At 69.0% G+C, this 21380-nt stretch carries 17 protein-coding genes; 11 read left to right on the top strand and 6 right to left on the bottom strand.

What is annotated here, in order from left to right; genetic code table 11:
* Window positions 1-143: 143 nt before the first annotated feature.
* Window positions 144-581: an MmpS family transport accessory protein gene (locus tag CCN35_RS13190; protein ID WP_067399822.1), complete on the bottom strand. Its 438-nt coding sequence runs from the start codon at window positions 579-581 to the stop codon at window positions 144-146.
* A 631-nt stretch (window positions 582-1212) separates the two neighbouring features.
* On the opposite strand from CCN35_RS13190, the gene CCN35_RS13185 reads away from it, so the two are divergent.
* The 4 genes from CCN35_RS13185 (at window position 1213) to CCN35_RS13170 (ending at window position 3747) form a co-directional block, all read left to right on the top strand.
* Window positions 1213-1770 (top strand): pyridoxamine 5'-phosphate oxidase family protein, encoded by a 558-nt coding sequence (locus CCN35_RS13185; RefSeq protein WP_067399819.1) that lies wholly within the window; start codon window positions 1213-1215, stop codon window positions 1768-1770.
* Window positions 1771-2057: 287 nt separating this feature from the next.
* A complete protein-coding gene (locus CCN35_RS13180; protein WP_086792765.1) occupies window positions 2058-2612 on the top strand; it encodes a Rossmann-fold NAD(P)-binding domain-containing protein in 555 nt (184 codons plus the stop codon).
* Between the two features lie 416 nt (window positions 2613-3028).
* The gene (locus CCN35_RS13175) at window positions 3029-3274 is read left to right on the top strand and encodes a hypothetical protein (protein WP_067399813.1); all 246 of its coding nucleotides are present in this window, start codon (window positions 3029-3031) and stop codon (window positions 3272-3274) included.
* Complete coding sequence (locus CCN35_RS13170) at window positions 3271-3747, top strand: GNAT family N-acetyltransferase (RefSeq protein WP_086792763.1); 477 nt, start codon at window positions 3271-3273, stop codon at window positions 3745-3747. The genes CCN35_RS13175 and CCN35_RS13170 overlap by 4 nt, the downstream gene beginning before the upstream one ends.
* Window positions 3748-3837: 90 nt before the next feature.
* Here CCN35_RS13170 and CCN35_RS13165 read toward each other — a convergent pair whose 3' ends face one another.
* Window positions 3838-4722 (bottom strand): MBL fold metallo-hydrolase, encoded by an 885-nt coding sequence (locus tag CCN35_RS13165; RefSeq protein ID WP_086792769.1) that lies wholly within the window; start codon window positions 4720-4722, stop codon window positions 3838-3840.
* Window positions 4723-4782: 60 nt separating this feature from the next.
* Here CCN35_RS13165 and CCN35_RS13160 point away from each other — a divergent pair, with 60 nt between their 5' ends.
* Window positions 4783-5214 (top strand): winged helix-turn-helix transcriptional regulator, encoded by a 432-nt coding sequence (locus tag CCN35_RS13160; protein ID WP_211285518.1) that lies wholly within the window; start codon window positions 4783-4785, stop codon window positions 5212-5214.
* A 131-nt stretch (window positions 5215-5345) separates the two neighbouring features.
* Here CCN35_RS13160 and CCN35_RS13155 read toward each other — a convergent pair whose 3' ends face one another.
* Window positions 5346-6254 carry a hypothetical protein gene (locus tag CCN35_RS13155; protein ID WP_086792759.1) on the bottom strand — a complete coding sequence of 303 codons (909 nt, stop codon included), beginning with the start codon at window positions 6252-6254 and terminating at the stop codon, window positions 5346-5348.
* A gap of 271 nt (window positions 6255-6525) precedes the next feature.
* Between CCN35_RS13155 and CCN35_RS13150 the strand changes: the two genes are divergently transcribed.
* From CCN35_RS13150 to CCN35_RS13140, 3 genes are read left to right on the top strand one after another with little or no spacing between them, the layout of a single operon-like run.
* Window positions 6526-7221 (top strand): response regulator transcription factor, encoded by a 696-nt coding sequence (locus CCN35_RS13150; RefSeq protein ID WP_067399781.1) that lies wholly within the window; start codon window positions 6526-6528, stop codon window positions 7219-7221.
* Window positions 7214-8347, top strand: a complete 1134-nt coding sequence (locus tag CCN35_RS13145) for a sensor histidine kinase (RefSeq protein WP_086792757.1) — start codon at window positions 7214-7216, stop codon at window positions 8345-8347. Before CCN35_RS13150 ends, CCN35_RS13145 begins: the two co-directional genes overlap by 8 nt.
* A complete protein-coding gene (locus CCN35_RS13140; RefSeq protein WP_086792755.1) occupies window positions 8344-9486 on the top strand; it encodes an endonuclease/exonuclease/phosphatase family protein in 1143 nt (380 codons plus the stop codon). Before CCN35_RS13145 ends, CCN35_RS13140 begins: the two co-directional genes overlap by 4 nt.
* Before the next feature lie 1047 nt (window positions 9487-10533).
* Here CCN35_RS13140 and CCN35_RS13135 read toward each other — a convergent pair.
* The gene (locus CCN35_RS13135) at window positions 10534-11427 is read right to left on the bottom strand and encodes a LysR family transcriptional regulator (protein WP_067400421.1); all 894 of its coding nucleotides are present in this window, start codon (window positions 11425-11427) and stop codon (window positions 10534-10536) included.
* Window positions 11428-11526: 99 nt separating this feature from the next.
* On the opposite strand from CCN35_RS13135, the gene CCN35_RS13130 reads away from it, so the two are divergent.
* Window positions 11527-11892 carry a YybH family protein gene (locus CCN35_RS13130; RefSeq protein ID WP_067400417.1) on the top strand — a complete coding sequence of 122 codons (366 nt, stop codon included), beginning with the start codon at window positions 11527-11529 and terminating at the stop codon, window positions 11890-11892.
* A 207-nt stretch (window positions 11893-12099) separates the two neighbouring features.
* On the opposite strand, the gene CCN35_RS13125 is transcribed toward CCN35_RS13130, so the two are convergent.
* Entirely contained in the window at window positions 12100-12624 is a 525-nt protein-coding gene (locus CCN35_RS13125; protein ID WP_201450940.1) for a hypothetical protein, read from the bottom strand.
* Between the two features lie 852 nt (window positions 12625-13476).
* On the opposite strand from CCN35_RS13125, the gene rph reads away from it, so the two are divergent.
* Together rph and CCN35_RS13115 are read left to right on the top strand one after the other, a co-directional pair.
* The gene (rph, locus tag CCN35_RS13120; protein WP_067400413.1) at window positions 13477-16074 is read left to right on the top strand and encodes a rifamycin-inactivating phosphotransferase; all 2598 of its coding nucleotides are present in this window, start codon (window positions 13477-13479) and stop codon (window positions 16072-16074) included.
* 167 nt (window positions 16075-16241) lie between these two features.
* Window positions 16242-17102 (top strand): GNAT family N-acetyltransferase, encoded by an 861-nt coding sequence (locus CCN35_RS13115; protein ID WP_086792753.1) that lies wholly within the window; start codon window positions 16242-16244, stop codon window positions 17100-17102.
* A gap of 659 nt (window positions 17103-17761) precedes the next feature.
* Here the strand turns inward: CCN35_RS13115 and CCN35_RS13105 are convergent.
* Entirely contained in the window at window positions 17762-20089 is a 2328-nt protein-coding gene (locus tag CCN35_RS13105) for an MGH1-like glycoside hydrolase domain-containing protein (RefSeq protein ID WP_211285517.1), read from the bottom strand.
* Window positions 20090-21380 lie beyond the last annotated feature (1291 nt).

Genomic DNA, 21380 nt, shown 5'->3' with positions numbered 1-21380 from the left:
TGGCCGCCGCACCGCCTGCGCCCCACCTCCGGCTCCGCCGGACCGGGGGCGGCTCGGCCGGGTCGCCCGGGACCGGCCCAGGCCTGTTTCCCGGAAGGACGGGACACCCCGCCGGACCCGGAAGGACGGAGCAACTCACCGGCTCAGTCGACGATCGGTGAGACGGCCACGCAGCCGGCCGCGGACACCACGCCCGCACCGGACTTCTCGACCAGGGTCCTGCCCTCGTACACGATCCTGCAGGAGATGTTGTCGGCGCTGATGTCCACGGCCACCGGTATGACGGTGGGCGCCTCGATGCCCCGCAGCTTCACCGTCTTCTTCCAGGGCAGCGTGGGGTTGTTCACCGTCTCGAGCTTCGGACTGGCCGCGTCCCCGCCGCCCGCGTTGAAAGTGATGGAGTCGACTCCGTCACCGGTCACCTCGTAGGTGACCTCGTACTCCTTGTTGACCTGCTTGTCGACTTCCTTGACCACCTCGTCCTCGACCTGCCGGGCGGTGTCCTCGGAGCAGGCACCGAGACCGAGAACGAGACCGCCCGCGGCGAGCGCGGACACGATGCGGCGGCGAATGCGATTCATGCGGAATGATCCCCCCGGTCGCGCGAACTGTACAAGGAAAAGAGAACCGTTGAAGGACAAGCAGAGTCAACTTGTTATCAACCACGCGATCCGGCCGATAAGTTCCAGCCCCGCAGCTGTCGCCGAACTCCGATGAAGCAGTCATCTCACCTTTTCTGAGCCATAGTTGACAACACTCGTCCTGCCGACCGACAGCTCGGCCGCAGTCGTGGAAGCGACGGACGCCCGGTTCACGACGAAGCGGCCGCTCTCGACCCCCGCCGACCGGCCACCCCCGGCTCACCCGCGCCGGCCGCACCTGGCCGATCGACCCGGCCACCGCACGGCCGGAAGGGGCCGTCCGCCCCCGAGCCGGCCACCCCTCGCCGCGATCTCCACGAGCCTTCCGGACACCACCGCCGGGCCACGCACATCCCGCCCCGGACCGTATGCGTTGAACCGCATGCGTGAGCTCGCGTCCCGTCCGTCCCCGGACAGCGCACCCGCAGGCAAAGTGCGTGGTCGGCGGCCCGCCGGCCGCACAGAAGAACATCACCGTGCGCCGGCGGCCTCCTCACCGTCCCCGGACGGATGTGGCGATGGTTCCTATGTGGGTAGCCGGTCGTCAGGGGGAGGAGGAAGGAGGTCCGTCATGCCGGCTCAGGGACCTGCGAAACAGCCCACGACCGAGCTCGACACCCGGTACAGCTCCGCGCTCAACTCCCGCCCGGGAGCCGCTGATGTCACCGCCACCGAGTGGGCCGAGGCCCGGCGGCGGCTGGAGACCGCCGAGATCTTCTGGGTGTCCACGGTGCGCCCCGACGGCCGGCTGCACGTCACTCCCGTGATCGCCGCCTGGCACGACGGGGTGCTGTACTTCTCCACCGGTGCGGGGGAGCAGAAGGCGAGAAATCTCGCCCACGACGGGCACTGCGCGCTGACCACCGGGGGAAACTCGCTCACCGAAGGGCTGGACCTCGTGGTCGAGGGAACGGCGGAGCCGGTTGCCGATCCGGCGGTGCTGGAAGAAGTGATCGCGGCGTACGAGGCCAAGTACGGAGCGCACATCACTTCGCCCGCGGGCGCCTTCCACGGGATGGGGGACACGTTCCGGAAGAGGACCGCAGTGGTGTTCGCGGTGTCCCCGGCCACGGTGTACGGCTTCGGCCGGGTCGACGGGGTGTACACCCATACGCGGTGGACGTTCTGAGCGGCGGGAGCGCCCCTGGGGCTGTGGCGGACATGTCGGACGGGCGCGCCGCAGCCGGAACGGACGGGCATGACCGCCCCAGCCCCCCACGACGTCCTGGACGCACACCCGGCAGTCCGCCGGGCGGCGCAACGCCTCTCCGGGAGCACGCCCCGGCCGCACCGCCAGGACCAGCGCCCCCACCGGCTGGTGATCCGCTCGAGGACGGAACGGGAGGGGCACCGGGCGGGGAACACACTGAACTCGTGCGGCACGGAAAGACCTGTTGCCCGAGGATTTTCGGTCATGTGTTCCGCTGCACAAGCATCCTCGGCGGACCGCGGGCCGACGTCCGCCTCGCCGAGGAGCACAGGGCCACCGAGCGGCTCATCGTGGACGGCGGCCTCAGCCACACCTTCCTCCGGAACGGCTGGTGCACCGAGAACTGCACCCAGCAGGTGCCGGTGCAGCCGGAGCACGGCGTCCTGGGATCGGCCGGCGACGGCCGCGCCGGCGCCGCTCCCCGCGCCGACTACGCCGGGGCCGCCGCCGTCGTCCTGACCACCGAGGGCCACGACGACACGGCCCATGAGCTCAGCGGCGACCAGCCCTTCACACTCGCCGAGTACGCGGCCGAACTCGCCCGCCACTCCGGACGTCCCGTGGCCTACCACGACCTGCCCGCCGGGCAGTTCCTCCAGGCGCTCGTCAAGGCCGGCGTACCGGTCCCCACGCCGAGGTCCTCGTCGACGTCGGCGTCAACGCCATCCGTCCGGCACTGCTCGCCGGCGGCAGCGGGGACCTCGCACGCCTGCTCGGCCGGCCCACGGTCCCGCTCGCCGACTCCATCACGGCTGCCCTGAAGAACCGGCAGTGACGACTGCCGTGGCCCGGCCAGGGCCTGCCTCGGGACTGACCGATGTCCGGCGGCCGGACGGCCGGCGAACGCGACGGATCCGGCGTCGTCCTCAAGGACGTCGCCGAGACCCACGAGGAACCCGCCCCGGCCGCCAGGCTCTTGCGGGGGAGAGCGGAACTCGGACGGAAGTCCGCAGAAGGAGAACAGGGCCCGCGGGAGCATGCGCTCGACGGCCCTGTCCCCAACAGCCTTGTCCCACTTCGGTGGTGACGCGACCGACGTTCATGACTCCGTTCATGACGCGAGGAACGGGCGGACACCCTTCGAAACGACACGCACAAGGCGTACCTTTCCCCATGGGCCCTGTACCGGTCGTCACATCAGGCCCGCCCTCGCAGCGCGGGCCGGGAAGGCACGCCCGTGCTCAGCATGGTCAACGAAGACGGCACCACCACCGCCGGTTCGCCGGGCGACACGACCATGCCGGAGAACACCCGCCGGATGCCCGCCGCCGCATTGAAGACGGAAGCCGACCGGCACACAACCGAGTCGACCGAGTCGGCTGCCGAGCGGAACGAACACAAACGGCGCTCGACATCCCGTCACGGCCACCACAGTCCCCCGGCGTCCCTTGTGAACCGACGGCCCACGGAGCGTACGGCATGACGGTCATCGGCCTGCGACCGGCGACCCCTGAGGACAGCGAGTACTGCTTCCGGCTGCACAAAGCCGCCATGGGCGCCTGTGTCGCGGCCATCTGGGGCTGGGACGAGCAGGCCCAACGCGACTTCCACGACCGTGTGTTCAACCCCGGCCAGTGGCAGATCGTCACCGTCGACGGCGCCGATGCGGGCATGCTCCACGTCGAGCACCGGCCCACCGAGATCTACCTGGCGCGAATCGAGATCCACCCCGCTCACCAGGGACGCGGCATCGGCAGCCGGCTCATCCGCGACCTCCTGGACCAGGCCCGCCGACAGGGCCAGGACCTCACCTTGGACGTCCTCGTCGTCAACCACCGGGCCCAGTCCCTCTACCGGCGACTGGGCCTGCACGAAGTCGCCCGGCACGGCGAGAACAACATCAAGATCAGAATGTCCACCAGGCCGCCTCAATCCGACCCGGCCCACAGATCCTGACCCTTGACGACCGGATCGTGACGACACCGCGCCGCTCTTCTGCGCTCTTCCGCCGGCCGGCTGCACCGACCGCATGAGGGACGACGAGGGTCAACGGCAGCCGCAGCCCGTGAAGGCGGCGAGGCGGGCGAACTCCCACGGGTCATGTGCGCTGAAGACGGTGACCTCGTCCGGATGGTCGCGCCGGAGGGCGCGCAGTCGGTCACGGGTCGCGACACGAGCCGCGGCATCGGTCTGCGCCCCCTGCTGGACCGGCTCGAAGACCGGGTGGGGAAGAGGCGGGGTGTGCTCGAGCTCGCCGTGATACATGTACGCATCGCCCGCGTGCAGCAGCCACCGTCCGTCGCCGTCGCGCACGGCGACCCCCGCGTGTCCCGCCGAGTGACCGGGCAGCGGCACCAGCAGCAGCTCGCACGCCGGCCCCTGCGGCCGGGCCACCCCCGAGAAGCCGAACCACTCCATGCGCTCCTCCACGCGTGCGGGCACCAACAGCGGACTGTGCGCCCGGTGGGCCGGCATGAAGAGGTCGAGGCTGTGCCGGTGATGCGCTGCCGTGGGGTCGGTGACGGCCCGGTACTCGTCGGGGTGCACATGCACCCGTGCGTGAGGGAAGTCCGGCAGCCCTCCGGTGTGGTCGCGATGCAGGTGGGTGAGCACGATGTGCCGCACGTCCTGGGGCGCATACCCGAGGCGGACCACCTGGCGCAGCGCACTCTCCCCGGGGTCCAGCGCGGGCTGGGCGTAGGCCACCCAGTCCGCACCCAGCGACCGGTCGGGGTGCTGCAGATCGGCGGTGCCGAGGCCGGTGTCGACCAGGACCAGCCCGTCCGAGTCCGTCTCGATGAGCAGGCAGTGGCAGACGGCGGGGACAGCGGCCGGCTCATGGTCCCCGGCATGCGCCGCACATGCCGGGGAATCTTCACGCAGCGGTGGAATCTTCCGGAGAGAACCGCAGTTGAGGTGGTGGATGCGCATGAGGCCCTTCCGGGAGGCAGACAGGCAGGCTGTGCACGTCGGACGGTAGAAGGAGCCTTCGTGACTCACCAAACGGTTGGACACGTACCGGCAAGTGATCAGGACGGCCCGCTGGCGGACTGCCCGGACAGCGCCCTCGTCCCACCGGGCCGCGAACCGAGATGCCCCGTCGACATCACCCTCGCCACGCTGGGCGGCCGATGGACGCCGCTGGTGCTCCGCGAGTTCCTGCGCCGCGGTCAGGCCACGTACTCCGAGCTGTCCGCCGCCCTGCCCGCCCTCTCGCACAAGGTCCTCTCGGACCGGCTGGCCCAGTTGACCGGTGCGGGGGTCATCGAACGCCACCGCATCCCCGGATGGCCTCCCCGGGTCCGCTACGTCCTGACCAGCCAGGGCCGGGCGCTGGAACCAGTGGTGCGCAGCATGTGGGAGTGGGGCATGGCACAGCGAAACGCCCGTCGCCGAGCACATGACCCGTCGGACACGACCTGACAGCGCTTCGTCGCGCCGAGCGATCCCGCCTGGCGGCGGCTGTCCTCCCGCGGTCCGGCCGGTGCGGGAACCCGGCGCCCGCACCGGGGCCGCCCTGTGGGCTGATGGTGTTCTGCGGCCGCACGACACCATCAGCGGCCGGAGGAAGAACCAGCCGGCGAACTGTCCTCGATGAACACTTTCAAAGCGCCGCGGTGCTCCTCGGCAAGGGCCGTGGCCGTGCCGCCCATGTCCTGCACCTGCCTCATGGTGCGGTCGAAGAAGTCCCGTCCGGAGGGCACGAGCACCGACAATTCAAGATCTTCGCAGCAGGCCAGAAGCCGGTCGCCCTGCACCCGGAGCGTGACGGGAAACTCCTTTGGGCCGGTCCGACGGAGAAGCTCCTCGTGCGCGCCCTCACGGTAAGGGGACCAGTGGCCGATGAACGGCAGTATCAGGTCCGGCCGAACCGACCGGGCGTGGGCGACCGTCATGGCCTGGAGGTCCTCCCACCAGGGCAGCCTCAGCCGCAAGGAGCCGAACGAGTACAACCGTCTCGCGCCGCGCACGCAGAGCCGGCCGTCGAACTCCTCGTCGACGTCGGTCCACCGCTCGTCCACCTCGTCGACCTCGACGAGCGCGTGACAGCCGACCGGCCCCTCGGAGAGGAAAGCCAGGCTCCGCAGAGGGCCACCGAGCGAGACCAGGTTCCGCTCGTACAGATGGCCCATGTGCCGCTCATGATCCGTACCGCCCAGGCTCGGTGGCGCGGACACGCTGATCGCCTTGGGGTTGTATTCGTTGTCCGGCCGGGGGACGAGCTGCACGACGGCAGGAAGAAACGTCTGCTTCTCAAACCGCCCTGCGACGGTGGCCCTGAGAAGGCTTTTCTCCCACCCGTCCCGCAGGCTGTGCCTCACGAAGGACCGGTAGACGTCGTCCGCGTCGTCCCACAGCGCCACCCCGACCGAGAACTGCGCCTCAGCGGCCGGGACCATCAGCAGACCGCTCTCGGGGTCCTCGCTCATCGAGTCCGTCGCACTCGTCGAGCCGCTCGTCATGTCCAACACTCCTGCCCTGCCGCATTCGGTTCCGTCACTCATCCCCGCCTCGGCAGGGCACATCGACACCAGGACGACAGAGGACGCACACCGGGCCACTCCGACGGGCCGGGCCGCCCACCAGAGCGACACCCCGCACCCGGCGCACCCGACGGAAGCCTTTTCCGCTCCGTCACCGCAGACCCACTGACGGTCACGGCAATGCGCGGACGCCGGCACCCGCGTGGTTTTCGATACGCCGACGATATGTGGCGACTCATACCCTCGGACCATGCGTGTGTTGATCGTCGAGGACGAGCCCTATATGGCAGAAGCCATACGCGACGGCCTGCGCCTGGAGGCGATCGCGGCCGACGTCGCCGGTGACGGCGACACCGCTTTGGAGCTGCTGAGCACCCACACCTACGACATCGCCGTCCTCGACCGCGACATTCCCGGCCCCTCCGGCGACGACGTCGCCCGGCACATCGTCGGCTCCGGCAGCGGCATGCCGATCCTCATGCTCACCGCCGCCGACCGGCTCGACGACAAGGCCTCCGGGTTCGAACTCGGCGCCGACGACTACCTCACCAAACCGTTCGAACTGCGGGAACTCGTGCTCAGGCTCCGGGCCCTCGACCGCAGACGCGCCCACAGCAGGCCGCCCGTGCGGGAGATCGCGGGCCTGCGCCTGGACCCGTTCCGCCGCGAGGTCCACCGCGACGGCCGTCACATCGCGCTGACCAGGAAGCAGTTCGCCGTACTCGAAGTCCTCGTCGCCGCCGAGGGCGGTGTCGTCAGCGCCGAGGAACTGCTGGAGCGGGCCTGGGACAGGAACGCGGACCCGTTCACCAACGCCGTACGCATCACGGTCTCGGCCCTGCGCAAACGACTCGGTGAGCCCTGGATCATCGCCACGGTGCCCGGCGTCGGATACCGCATCGACACACGAGCGAAAGCCGCCCACGGGGGAGAGGACCGTGGATAGGCGCCCCGGAACCAGCGTGCGCGTCAAGCTCACCCTCAGCTACGCCGGATTCCTCATGTTCGCCGGCCTGCTGCTGCTCGCGGCGGTGTGGCTGTTCCTCCTGCGCCACGTCCCCGACCGGGCGATGCTCATCAACCCCGACGACGGACTCGAAGGCGACCTCAAGGGCGTCTTTCCCGTCCGGTCCGCCCTTCTGGGCGTGTTCGCTCCGAAGGCAGCCGCGGTACTGGCTTTCCTGCTGGTGTTCGGTCTCGTGGGCGGGTGGGTCCTCGCCGGCCGCATGCTCGCCCCGCTGACCCGTATCACGGACGCCACCAGGACGGCCGCGAAAGGATCGCTCTCCCACCGGATCCGGCTGCCGGGCCGCAAGGACGAGTTCCGTGAACTCGCCGACGCCTTCGACACGATGCTCGCCCGCCTCGAAGCGCACGTGGCCGAGCAGCAAAGATTCGCGGCCAACGCCTCGCACGAACTGCGCACCCCGCTGGCGATCTCGCAGACGCTTCTCGACGTGGCCCGCAACGATCCGACGCGGGACCTCGACGAGATCCTCGACCGTCTGCACGCCGTCAACGCCCGGGCGATCGACCTCACCGAGGCACTGCTCGTCCTCAGCCGCGCCACCCAGGGGTCCTTCACCCGGGAACCCGTCGACCTCTCCCTCCTCGTGGAGGAGGCCACCGAGACACTGCTCCCGCTCGCCGAGAAACGCGGTGTCACCATCGAGACCTCCGGTGACATCGCCCCGGCTTTCGGCTCCCAGGCGCTGCTGCTGCAACTGACGACGAACCTCGTGCACAACGCGATCGTGCACAACCTGCCCGACAAGGGCACGGTGCGGATCGAGACCCGCACCGGCCCCGACACCGCGGTGCTCACGGTCGAGAACAGCGGCGAGAAGCTCTCCCCGCAGGCGGTGGCGACCCTCACCGAGCCGTTCCGGCGCGCCACCGAACGCATTCGCAACGACCACGCGGGCGCCGGGCTCGGCCTGGCCATCGTCCGGCGGATCACCGAGGCGCACGACGGATCCCTCACTCTCACCCCGCGCGCCGACGGCGGACTTTGCGTCGTCGTCCGGCTGCCCGCACCGCCGGCACTCCCCCGAAGGACGCCTGATCAGTGAGCGAAGCACTACGAGAAGTTCCCGGCGCACGGCAGCAGGACGCCCCCGAGGAGCACACCGGGAACCCGGACACGACCCGGGGCAGGCAGGACAACGCCGCTTTCGAGGACACCGAACCAGACGCCCGACGCGCACGCGTCCACCGGACGTTCCGCAGCCTTCTGAGCCCGGACCCGTGGAAACGCGGCCCGGTGCCCGCGGCGCTGGCACTGCTGCTCGGCCTGCTCATGCCGCTGCACACGCACATCACGGACCGGGGCGGCCTCGGCAGCCTGGTGGAGACGTTCCTGCCGTGGTCCGGCCTGCTCGTCCCGGTGCTCCTTGCCGCGGCGCTGTGGCGCCGCTCCGCCACGGCGACGGTCGCGCTGCTGCTGCCGGTCGTGACGTGGCTGAGCCTCTTCGGCGGACTGCTCCTCGACAAGTCCCAGCCGGGCGGCGACCTCACCGTGGTCAGCCACAACGTCAACGCCGACAACCCCGACCCGGCCGGCACCGCCCGCGCCCTGGCCGCCTCCGGGACGGACCTGCTGGCCCTCGAGGAGATGACCCCGCGGACCACGGCCGTGTACGCCAGGGAGCTGGCGAGGACATACCCGTACCACACGGTGCAGGACACGGTCGGACTGTGGAGCAGACTGCCGCTGTCGCAGTCCCGGCCGGTCGACGTCCTGCGGGGCAACGCCGGGCCGCTGGCGCGGACCCGGCAGGCCGAGGACCTCCCCGCCGACCCGCCGCGGGCACTGCGCGCCACGGTGGCCACGGACCAGGGACCCCTGGCGGTGTACGTGGTGCACCTGGGATCGGTGCGGCTGATGCCCAGAAACGGCTTCTGGACGGACTCGCGCGACGTCGGCGCGAACGCCCTGGCCAAGGCCGTCGCCGCCGAACGGAACGAGCGGGTGGTGGTGCTCGGCGACCTGAACGGCACCACCGACGACCGCGCCCTCGACGGCCTCACCGCACAGCTGCGCTCGGCCCAGGAAGCGGCCGGGCACGGCTTCGGCTTCAGCTGGCCTGCCTCCTTCCCGGTGGCGCGGATCGACCAGATCCTGGTCAGGGGCGTGGAGCCGAAGAACGCATGGGTCCTGCCGGCCACCGGCAGCGACCATCTTCCGGTGGCCGCCGCCCTCGGCTGGTGACCGCTGCCGCCGGCAGATGAACCGCCCCGGTGCGGAACCACGCCCGGCGCTCCCCGGCTCGGGGAGAGGAAGACCACCCGCGAACGGGCCCCGGTCAGGGAGCCGCCGCGTCGTCCAGCCGGGCGGTGACCCTTTTTCCCCTGCGTGCTCATGGGCACGGGTCCGTTCAGCACCTTCTCCCGGCTGTTTCCGGGAGGCTCGGCCTCCACCGCCTGCGGCGGTATGCCGTCGAGCTCGAGGAGGCGCACGGATTCCGGGTCCGTCAGCGCGGCAGCGACCGGCTCGCCCCCGGCGCTGCCCGTGCCCGCCGCGGGCAACCGGTGCGACCGCACTCCGGTCAACAGCGCACCGTCTTCGGTGAAGAGTGCCGTACCCGAAATTCCCTTCCAGGGATCCTGCCCGTCGGGGCCTCTGTCCGTGGGCGGGGCCGTGGTGAAGATCAGGTCCAGGTACCCGGACTTCATGCTGGAGCCCAGCTGGACGCCCCCCTTCACCTTCCTGCTGTCCCGCCGCCGCAGACCTCGTACCAAGGCTGACCTGGGCCGCTGCGCATACGCCGGAAACCCGATTCCGATGAACGGCACGCTGCCCGCGCTGTCCGGCAGCCGGCCCAGGGTGACGGGGGAGGCGGGATGCCCGGTGTCATTGCCACCGAGCAGGACGGTGCAGACCGGACTGCCCTGCGGGGCCCGAGGAAATGGGCCGCAGTCAGGACGAGGGCGGGGCCGATGCGGTGGCCCGATCCGTACTCCGTGCGGCTTCCTCGTCCGACGACTGTCTCTGCTGCTCGGGACTTGTCGAACGGCCGCATCTCACGATCAGCCGGCAGAGAGCAGATCCGAGACGTCGTCACCGCTCAGTACGGGACTGCCGTCGCTCGTTTCGGCCCGTGAAGCCGCACTGCTCCGGCTTTGGCGTGCAACCCCGAGGCCCGCCGCCAACCGCAAACCACAGCCCCGAGGACAGACGCGCGGCCGCCCCCGGCGTGTGTGTCTTCGCCGTGCGAACACGATGACCGACGCCATCGCCGCGGTCGCCGCCGCACTGCTACTGAACAGAACCAGCCTCGGCGAACGCCTGTCGACTGTGTGCGAGCAGCTCACGCACCGGAGGATTGTGCGTGTTCCTCCAGACCAGAGCGAGCAGCGCCGGTGTCTCGATGTCATCGATGATGCGGGCGGTGAGCCGGTCACGGTGATCGGCGGCCATCGACTCGCTGAGAACGGCGACGCCGAGCCCGCGGGCGGCGAGGCCGGCAAGGGCATCCGCGGCGCTGGCTTGCAACGCGATCGGGGGCTGGAGGCCCTGCACGGTGCAGGCATGGTCGAACACCGTGCGCAGACCGGTACCAAGGGGCATGCAGATGACCGGATGAGCGGTCAGGTCACGCAAGGTGACCCGTCGTTGCCTCGTCAGGGGATGCCCGGCCGGCACCGCCGCGACAAGCCGTTCACTGATGACCGTCAGCGTCTCCAGCCCCTCCAGGGCGGCGGCCGCGGTACCGACAAGGGCCAGGTCGACAATGCCGGCGCGGACCTTCTTGATGAGCAGGTCGGAGTTGTCCTCCAGCAGGGAGATCTCCACACCGGGATGCGCCCGATGGAACGCGGCGAGCGCGTCGAACAGCGGGGTGAGGGTGCAGCCGGTGACCATGCCGACCGTGACCCGCCCCCGGATCAGCCCGGTCACTTCACCCACCGCCTGGCCGACCGCCCCGGCGGCGGCAAGCGCGGCGCGCGCGTGCTCGAGGGCGGCCTTTCCCGCAGCCGTGAGGGTGACGGTGCGCGCCGACCGGTCGAACAGCTCGGCACCGAGCTCACGCTCCAGCTGGCGGATCTGAGCGCTGACGCCGGACTGGCTGATGTGCACCCGTTCCGCTGCCCGGGTGAAGTTCTGCTCCTCGGCGACCGCGACGAAGTACTCCAGCTGCCTCAGTTCCATGAATGAAAATTCTAGTTCGCATAAAAACCATCTGTTGGACTTCTGGTAGGAAGGTGGCCACGCTGGGAGACAAGTCGCCCCCGACACCAGGAGGAGCCCGTGCCGGAATACGAGAAGGCCATGCGGCCCGAGGACATCACCCGCTTGTTCGTCGAGCGGTCCAACGCCGGTGACGCGGCCGGAGTCGCCGCGCTCTACGAGGAGAACGCGGTGATGGCCTACCCACCCGGCGAACTGACGGTGGGACGCGAGGCGATCCGTGCGCTGTGGGAGAAGGTGCTGGCCGACCGCCCTCGCTTCGAGCCGGAACAACCGCTGCCGACGCTGGTCAGCGGCGACATCGCCCTCACCTCGACCGCACCGAAGGACGGGGCAGGAGCCCGGGCGCAGGTCGTCCGCCGCCAGCCCGACGGAAGCTGGCTGCGCCTGCTCGACCAGCCCGAGTTCACCCCACCCGCCCGCTGACCCTCGGCCTTTGCCGCCCGGCAGGAACAGTCCCGGAAACGAAGCACTGTCTGCACCGGCCCGTTGGCATCCTCCACAAAGCGCCGACGTCTCCCGGCCCTGCGCCACCACCGGGAGCAGAACAGGACCGTCGCGCCGGACACATCGGGGCCCATTGCCCGTCCCGCCGAGGACGGGCAATGGGCCCCGGAGTGCATGGAGGACGGCTCAGCAACCGCCGCAGTTGTAGTACGTGACGTCCCAGTGGTTGCCCTCATCGGCGTAGATGTTGCCGGAGGCGGAACGCCACTGCCGGGCACCGTCACCGCGTACCCCGATGTAGGTGAAGCTGTTCGTGATGTAGTTCCCGAGGCACGTGGACTTGCTGTAGTCGAGCTTGTACCCGTTCCAGTGCGAGTACGTCCCGGAGGCGTGGCCTGTCTCGGTACCGCCGGTGATGTTCAGCGCACAGCCGCTGGCCCGCTTGAGGGTCTGGGCACCCTGGGCGGTGGCGAGGTTGAGCTGTTCGAACGACGTGCAGGTGGGGACGTTGCGGTCCGAGCAATTGCCGGAGGACGACCAGGTGATGCCCACCTCGCGGAACATCGAGACCGCGGTGGCGTGACTGATCTTCGTGACGGCCGCTGCCTCGCCCGCCGTGCCGAGGACGGCGACGCCCGGAGCGATGATCAGAGCAAGGGCGACCAGGATCGAACGGAGTCTTGGGAACTTCAGAGCCTTCACGGCTTTCACGTACGAATCCTTCCTGCTGGGGCCAAGGTTTCCTCGAAGGTGGCTGTGCAGGTGGTGCACGTAGATCATGACGGATGTCTACGCGCGTCCGCCAGAGTGCGAACAGCACCCGTCCCCTCCAAGGCAGACCCGATCGCCCCGCCGCCCAGACCCAGTAGTGCGTACCGGCACAGGCCGCTTATTTCAGCAGCACCGTATCCATCTTCAGGTTTTCCTTTTACCGGACCTTGATCGGTCATGTGCGCCGGCCAGGAAGTTCACCGGCGCTTTCATGCCCGCACCACACTGCGATTTCTCCAGCGCCGGCACCGTCGTAACACAACGAACTTCCGAGATGACGGCGCATGAGATGCTGCCCGGCTCCGCCGAGTGCCAAGAAAAAAAGGAATCCGATCCCGTTGCGGACCGTTTCGTGCGCATGACTCGTCGGCGCCGACGGACAGCACAAAAAAAGAGGGCGACGGAGACCTCGCCCCTTGCCCTTTTCAACATATAGCGCACCAGGGGGCTTGCGGCAAGACCCAGGTCATGGCGCAGAATCGGCGGCCAAGGCCACAGCCTGCGGCAACGGGGGCACATGCGTGCGCGGCGGCGACATATGAGGGGCATGCCGCCCGACTCGAACCTTGCAGCGGGATCGGGCAGTGCAGTCGCGCCCGCCCAGGACAAGGTGCCGGGATGCGTGTACGGCCTGACCGGACGAAGGAGCCGGCTGCCCCCCTCGGAAGAAGGCAGCAAGAAGGCAGCCGCCGAAAAGAACGCGCCCCAGGGAATTCGACAAGGACGGGAGACGCCGGTGAGCCGAGCGGCCACCACACTGCACCAGGACACGACTGCCCCGGAGGTGTCGCGGTGACCGAGCAGTACGTGTTGGATCTTCACCAGGTCGACGGGACACAAACCGCGATCGCCGGCGGCAAAGGCGCCCACCTGGGCGAGCTGTCACGGATCGAAGGCATCCGGGTACCGGAGGGCTTTTGCGTGACGACGAACGCCTTCCGGCGGATCATGGCGCAAGCACCGTCCATCGACGACCAGCTCGAACAGCTGTCACGCCTGGACCCGGACGACCGGGAAGCGACCTGCGCACTCAGTGCGCAGATCCGCCGGACCATCGAAGAGACCGCCGTTCCGGACGATCTCGCGGCGGCGATCACCCGCGCGCTCTCCCGGCTCGGCGAGCACACCGCCTGCGCCGTCCGGTCCAGCGCGACGGCAGAGGACCTGCCGACGGCCTCCTTCGCCGGCCAGCAGGACACCTACCTGAACGTCGTGGGCCCGACGGCGGTCCTTTGGCACATCCGCCGCTGCTGGGCCTCACTGTTCACCGAGCGGGCCGTGACCTACCGCCGACGCAACGGCATCGACCACCGCATGGTCCACATGGCCGTGGTCGTGCAGCAGATGGTCTTCCCGCACGCGGCCGGCACCCTGTTCACGGCCGACCCCGTCACGGGCAACCGGACGATCGCCACCGTGGACGCCGGCTTCGGCCTGGGCGAAGCCCTGGTCTCCGGTCTGGTGAACCCGGACGTCTTCAAAGTCCGGCACGACAAAGTCGTCGCCAGGACGATCGCCGCCAAACAACGCGCCGTGCACGCCCTGCCGGACGGCGGCACACAGGAGACAGCAGTCGACCCGCGGCAGCAGAAGCAGCCGGCGCTGACGGACGCACAGGTACTGCGACTGGTGCGGCTCGGGCGGCGGATCGAGGCGCACTTCGGCTGCCCGCAGGACATCGAATGGTGCCTGGCCGACGACGGGTTCCACATCGTCCAGAGCCGGCCGATCACGACGCTGTTCCCCGTCCCGAAGACCGACGACGAGGAAAACCACGTCTACGTCTGCGTCGGTCACGGGCAGATGATGACCGACCCCCTCAGGCCCCTGGGGCTGTCCATGTGGCAGCTGACGGCCATGGTGCCGATGCACGAAGCCGGCGGAAGACTCTTCGTCGACGTCACCCCGCACCTGGCCTCACCCGCAAGCCGCGCCCGCCTCCTGGACACCATGGGAAGAAGCGACCCGCTGATCAGGGACGCGTTGGAGACCCTCCTCGACCGCGGCGACTTCGTCCCCACGCTTCCGGACACGAACCCCAGCACACCGCCGACCGGCGGCACGCCCGCTCCGACCGGGCCCGACCCGGCCGTCGTCACCGAACTGATCGAGCGCAGCCAGGCGTCCATCGCCGCCCTGGAACGCGACATCCGGACGAAGACCGGACCGGAGCTGTTCGACTTCCTGCTGGAGGCCTTCGAGGAACACAAGCGAGTCCTCCGTGACCCGCTGAGCCATCAGGCGATCATGGCGGGAATGGAGGCCACATGGTGGCTCAACGACAAACTGCAGCAGTGGCTGGGCGAGAAGAACGCGGCCGACACGCTCACCCTGTCCGCTCCCGGCAACATCACATCGCAGATGGGACTGGCGCTGCTCGACGTCGCGGACGCAATCCGCCCGCACCCGGAGGTGGTGGCGTTACTGCAGGACGTCAAGGACGAGGACTTCCTGCAGAAGCTGGCGGAACTCCCCGGCGGAGCCGAGGCCCGCGACGCCATCGAGGCCTACCTCGACCGTTACGGCATGCGCTGCGTCGGCGAGATCGACATCACCAGACCACGCTGGCGCGAGCGCCCCATCACCCTCGTCCCCGCGATCCTCGACAACATCAGGAACTTCGAACCGGGCGCCGCCGGGCGGCGTTTCGAACAAGGACGGCAGAAGGCACAGCAGAAGGAACGGGACATCCTGTCCCGTCTGCGGACCCTGCCGGACGGAGACCGGAAAGCCGACGAGACCAAACGGATGATCGACCGGGTCCGGGCCTTCATCGGCTACCGGGAGTACCCGAAGTACGACATCGTCAGCCGCTTCTTCCTCTACAAACAAGCCCTGCTGCGGGAAGCCGAGCGCCTCGTGCAGGCCGACGTGATCGCCGACAAGGAGGACATCTTCTACCTCACGTTCCAGGAACTCCACGACACCGTGCGCTCGAACCAGGCGGACCACCACCTCATCCAGCAGCGCAAGGACGCGTTCCGGTCGTACCACGCGCTCACCCCGCCCCGGGTGCTCACCTCGGACGGCGAGGCCGTCACCGGGACGTACCGACGCGACGACGTACCGGCCGGCGCCCTGATCGGCCTCGCGGTTTCCGCCGGAGTCGTCGAGGGAAGAGCCCGCGTCATCCACGACATGGCCGAAGCCGACCTCGAAGCGGGCGACATCCTGGTCACGACCTCGACGGACCCCAGCTGGTCACCGCTGTTCGTCGGCATCGCGGGCCTGGTGACGGAGGTGGGCGGCCTGATGACCCACGGCGCGGTGATCGCCCGGGAGTACGGCCTGCCGACCGTCGTGGGCGTGGAACAGGCCACCCGGCTGATCCGGGACGGACAGCGGATCCGCGTCCACGGAACCGACGGCTACGTCGAAATCCTGTCATGACCACCCACCGGAAACCCCCACCGCACCCCTTCCCACCCCATGCACACCAGCGCTGGTGCACACACCCGCCAGGACGGCGGCCTCCTCACACCGCGGTGAGCCGTTCCTTGTCTCAGCAATCGCGGCAGTACCTGTGCGGAGACAGCCGTTCCCCGCCCTCTGCTTGGATGCTTGACGTGACATCTGCGGATCTTGGTGATCGCCGTGAACTGCTGAACCGGCTTGAGCGGTACTACGACGCAGTTCCCCGCCCCGACAGCCGAGTCGAGGACTTCGGGCCGCTGACCCTGTTCGTACGCGAAGGACAGGGCTGGCCCTTCCACGCACGCCCGGCCTCGGGGTGGTCCGGAGCCGTGAGTGCTGCCGATGTGAACCGGGTCCGTTCCCGGCAACGGGAGCTGGGCATCCCGGAGAGTTTCGAGTGGGTCGCCGAGACCACGCCCGCGCTGCGAGCTGCGGTCGAGCAGGCAGGACTCGTCGTGCGCGAGCACCCCTTGATGGTGCTCGAACCGGACGTACCGGCCCCCGCTGTGCCCGAGGCGGTCGGCGGCGCGGTGGTGCGGATCGTGACACCGGACGATCCCGTGCTGCCGAGCGCGCTGACCGTTGCCCACCTGGCCTTCGCCGAGCCCGGCACCGACGTCGGTGCCGGGCTCGCGGAACTGGACAAGACGGTACGCGACCACATGGACGATGAGCCGGTGGAACGCATGAGGGCACGCATCCAGGCCGGCCTGACCCGCGTTGCCGCCGCAGTGACAGACGGCACGGCACTGTGCGTCGGCCGGCACCAGCCGGTCGGCGCGGTCAGTGAGATCGTCGGAGTCGGAACTCTGCCGGCCGCGCGCCGCCGTGGTCTTGCACAGGCGGTGACCGCTGCGCTGGTGGCCGACGCACGATCGCGAGGCGCCGAGACCGTCTTCTTGTCCGCGAGCGACGACGACGTCGCACGGATCTATGCCCGGCTCGGCTTCCGTACCGTGGGCACGGCACTGACCGCTGAGCCTTACGCACAGCGATCGGCATGACGTCAGTCCCATCGACGACCGGGACACTGCTCAAATCGGCGAACCAGGAAGCTCAGCCCCTCCGGGCTGCTCAATCACACAACACGACGATCGGGTTTCTCGAACCAGGTGACCGACTCCTGACCGCATTCCTGTGCACGCACGACGACACCGTCCAGATCCTCAGGCAGCTCACGCTGCCGACCAGGTGACCATCGATTGGCACCCCGAAGCGCCGGCCCAGCGTCCTCGAGAAGAAGGCGGCGGCGCCGGCCAGATCACGGGTTTTGAGGTCCGTCCAGCAGAACTCGCTCAATGAACCCGGACGCATCGTCATCCTGTGCTCCTTGCCGTCTCGACGCCGGGTATCGGCTCCTCGGACGACTCCGCGAGAGATTTCCGGCTGCACTGCGCACCAGGGCCGACGGCAGCCCGGTACACCACGGCCCACCACACCGGCCGGCAGGGCGGGCACGAAGCGTGCAGACCTCCGGCGAACCCGTCGCACCGAACCCGCAGCCCCGCTGCCAACCCGGTGCGGCCCACGGTCGGCGCGGCCAGGACGCCCCAGCAGACAGGGACGAGAAGAACAGGATGACCTGCGGTCCGTTCCAGAACAGCCCGACGCACGCCAGGCAGCGGAACGGGTACCGCACCACGACAGCGCTGTGATGGCCGCATCAGCCGGCTTGCGCCAAAGCGACGATGCTGCTGACGAACCGCTCCGCCCCCTCGCCCCGAGAACGGACCAGCAGACGCAGAGGCTGCGGCAGAAGACGAGGCAGATCGGCGGGAGCTGTCACCCACCAATCCACGGACAACGTCTTTCCCGCCCGAAGGGTGATGGGACGAACCGGACGCCGAGGAAGGACTTGCCAACCGTCGGGAACGAGCAGCTGGGAGCTGACGACGGCGGTGGCTGTTGCGGTGATGGTGGCGGTGACCTTCACGGCCCTGCCCGGCACCACGGGGACGAAGCCATGAGACGGTGTTTTCACGGCGAGGACGAGACGGGGATCCTCCGTACGCCATGACTGCCAGGCGGTGACCCCCACGGCGCCGCCCGAGGCACGTGTGGCGGTGAGCCTGAGGGCGGTGGTGGTGACAGCCCTGTCCAGCAGGACCCGATTGAGGGTTCCCGGCCGGGGAGTTCGCGGAATGCGGTGCTGGCCCGGCAGGGGATGCCAACTGCCGTCCCGGCCGAGGTAGTGGAGTTCGTAGGAGTCGGGGGTGCGGACTCCGCCGCCGTCGTCGTAGAAGGAAATGCGCAGGTCCGACACGGGGGTGGGGACGCCGAAGTCCACGGCGAGCCAGTCGACGGCGTTGGGGCTGCCGTAGTTGGTCCACCGCGACGACGGCGTGTCGAGATGAAGGTTCTGCCCGTCGATGGCCTTGGCCGGACTGTCGAGGGGGAACGTGTACGAGGCACGCGCGAGGGGAAAGCCCTTCTGCTCGACGTTGGCCAGGTCGTCGACCTCGCGGGGAAGACTGTGCTGCCTGGCCCTGCCGATGGTGAGCCTCACCGGCTCCAGGCCGGCCTGCCGGTGTATGCGCCGGCCGTTCAGCCAGACACTCAGGCCGGCCCCGTGTCCGTAGTGCCGGCCGCTGCGGTCGAAGAGCACGCTGAGGTTGTGCCCGTGGTAAGGAAGGTTCTCCACGGCGAAGTGGTCCCATTCGCGCGGTACCAGCGGCGCGAGGAAAACGGTGTCATCGGGCTGGGAACGGATCCCGAGCAGCCCGGACAGGACCAGGTCGTTGAAGGTGGAGTGGTTGTAGTCCTCACTGTGCCCCCGGCTGTCGTAGATCCAGCGGTCCTCGTCGGGATGATGCGCCTCGGCAACATACGGCTTGCCGTCCTTGCGCTGCGTCAGGGCATAGGCGCGGAGCACGGCGTAGTAGTCGGTGCGGTCGACGTAGGGCTGGGCGGGGTAGTCGATGAGGAGGTTGGCCAGGGCAGTGAGCGTCTGGCTGGTGGCGAACGGCCAGCTCGGCCCGTTCCAACGACAGCAGCCCTCGAGCGCCTGATACATGAACCACGGGCTGCGCCGCTCCACCGTGGTGGGACCGAAAGGCGCAGCAAACCCCTCGGGATCGCGCAGTTGGGCCCATGCCGCCGCGTTGCCCGCCGGAGCCATGTGGAAGTACCACGGCAGAAAGCCGATCAGCTCGCGGTCGGCGATCCTGCGCCGTCCGGGATTCCCGTCACGCATGACGTGCTTGTAGAACTGATCCTCCTCGTCCCACAACCAGCGCTCCTGCTGCACCTGCAAGGCACGGGCACGCTCGTCGTAGCGGGCGGCCTTCGCCTCGTCGCCCCTGTGGCCGCGGCGCCGCAGGAGCGCGGCAATCGCCTTGGCGTCGCCGTACTGGTAGGCGTTGAGCGTGGGACGGAACCCCTCACCACCGTGGTACGGATCGTCGCTCTGATACGAGCTCGCGGTGTACTCCATCGCGTCCCACACCGGTGTCTGCCAGTAGAGACCGACCTCGGCGTCGAACTGCGGAGCCCACCGCATCCACTGACGTTCCAAGGCGTCGAGCAGCCCCAGGGCGTACTCCCACCTGCCGTCGGTCGACGCCCGGGCCACCACGGCATCCGCGACCCAGAAGGAGTACTGGTGCGCCCAGTCGGTGGTGTTCTTGTTGAGAAAGTCCGTGGCCGGCTTGGGGCCCGAACCACTGCCGCGCAGCCAGTAGGTGATGTAGTCGTCGAGATAGCGGTGGTCGCGCAGCCAGCGGGCCTCGCGGATGTGGTGAGCGGCAGCGGCATTGATCCCGCCATACGGCGCGGAGTAGCCGACCGGCCCCAGAAACTCCGAGAAGATCCACCCTTCCCGGGGACCGGTGTACTTCAGGGCATGCTTGATCACCCGCCACCGGTAGTAATAGGTGTCCTGGATAGCAGCGTCGGGCAGGTCGACGAAGGGGATGTTCGCCTCGTACCACTCGGCCTCCGGAAGGTCTCCCAGCAGTGACCGGTGGTCCAGAAAGGCCGTTCCGGGACCCACCTCCGGATACAACGGGGACACGACCGGCCGCTCGCCGGCCGAGGGTGCCGCACTCGGAGGGCCGCCCGGTGCACTCATATGCGCGGCCGTGCCGGACGGCGCCGCACCGCTCAAGGCGGCCACGCCCAGGGCCGCAGCACCGCTGTGAAGAAACCGCCGACGATCAAGAGCCATGCGCATACCCCTCCCGCGAGAACGAGTGAACAGGGCCGCTCGGACACTTGACGGACAACGCCTGACAACGTTGCCTTCCAGAGACTCCCGGCCCAGACTGCCACGGCCGGACCCATGGCTGAAGAGCCTGCGCAACACCGGAAAAGACTGACCCGTACCCAACCAGTGCCTGCACCACCGCTTGCCAATGGCGAGAACTTGGCGGAATGCACGGCCATACAGGGCCTGTGGACGGTGTGGAACTGGAGGGGAGGGGGGCTGCTCACCGGGAGGAACGGCTCGCCCAGAACCTGCGCCGTGAGTTCTTCCGTACCCTGAGTCCGCCAGGCCGGCCGCCGTCGCCTGCGATCGACTTCGGCCACACGCTGCGCGAAGCGTCAATTCCAGACGTCTGTGCTGCCGCCCGTCCAGAAAAAGTTCACCGGCGCGACTCGGCCCGGCTGTACCCGTGGTCCTGCGCCCACGGAAGCGACTCCAGAGGTCCGAAACCGGGCGCCCCTGGCCGATGGCAGCAGCCCCACACTGACGCTCCTGTTTTCGCCATTGGGCTTCCACGCTGCCTATTCGGCACAGTCGTTCCGTCTGCTCACGCCGAGTCTTCTCGCGCCCGGCCTCGCCTCGTTCCTGCTCCTCGTGTTTGCGCCAACGCTCCCGCTCCGAGGTAGGAACATCGCGGGTGTACCGCCGCGTTGGTCCAAGCCGCCGGATCGCACGTATCCGCTGGTCGACCGTCGGCGTCTCCGGATCAGGGCCGCCTTTGGCGAGTGTGCGGCATGCCGCGCATATGCCTTGAACAGCTCCGTCCACCGCAGGAGAAGGAAGCGGTTACCGATACCGGCTGAGCATCTTCATCGCCACCATGCATGACGCACGCTCGGTCGGCCGCCTCCTACTGGCATCGTCATCGACATCCGCACCACATCGGCTGCGCTGCCCCGTCAGGTCGACGGACGACGCCTGCATCCGGCACCTTACCGTCATCCTGCCCCGCACCACGCTGCGTACTCTTTTGAGACCAAAGACGGACGTCGGTGCTGAAGGCTGTCCCGTAGATGATCTTTGGTGTGCCGGGTGGCCTGCTGGCTTCTGCGCCACCTGGTGAGGACGAGGGGGGGCG

The organism is Streptomyces thermovulgaris, assembly GCF_002155915.1.
Taxonomy (GTDB): Bacteria; Actinomycetota; Actinomycetes; order Streptomycetales; family Streptomycetaceae; genus Streptomyces; species Streptomyces thermovulgaris.
The sequence above is the reverse complement of the archived record's forward strand: the minus strand, read 5'-3'. Positions and strand labels throughout refer to the sequence as shown.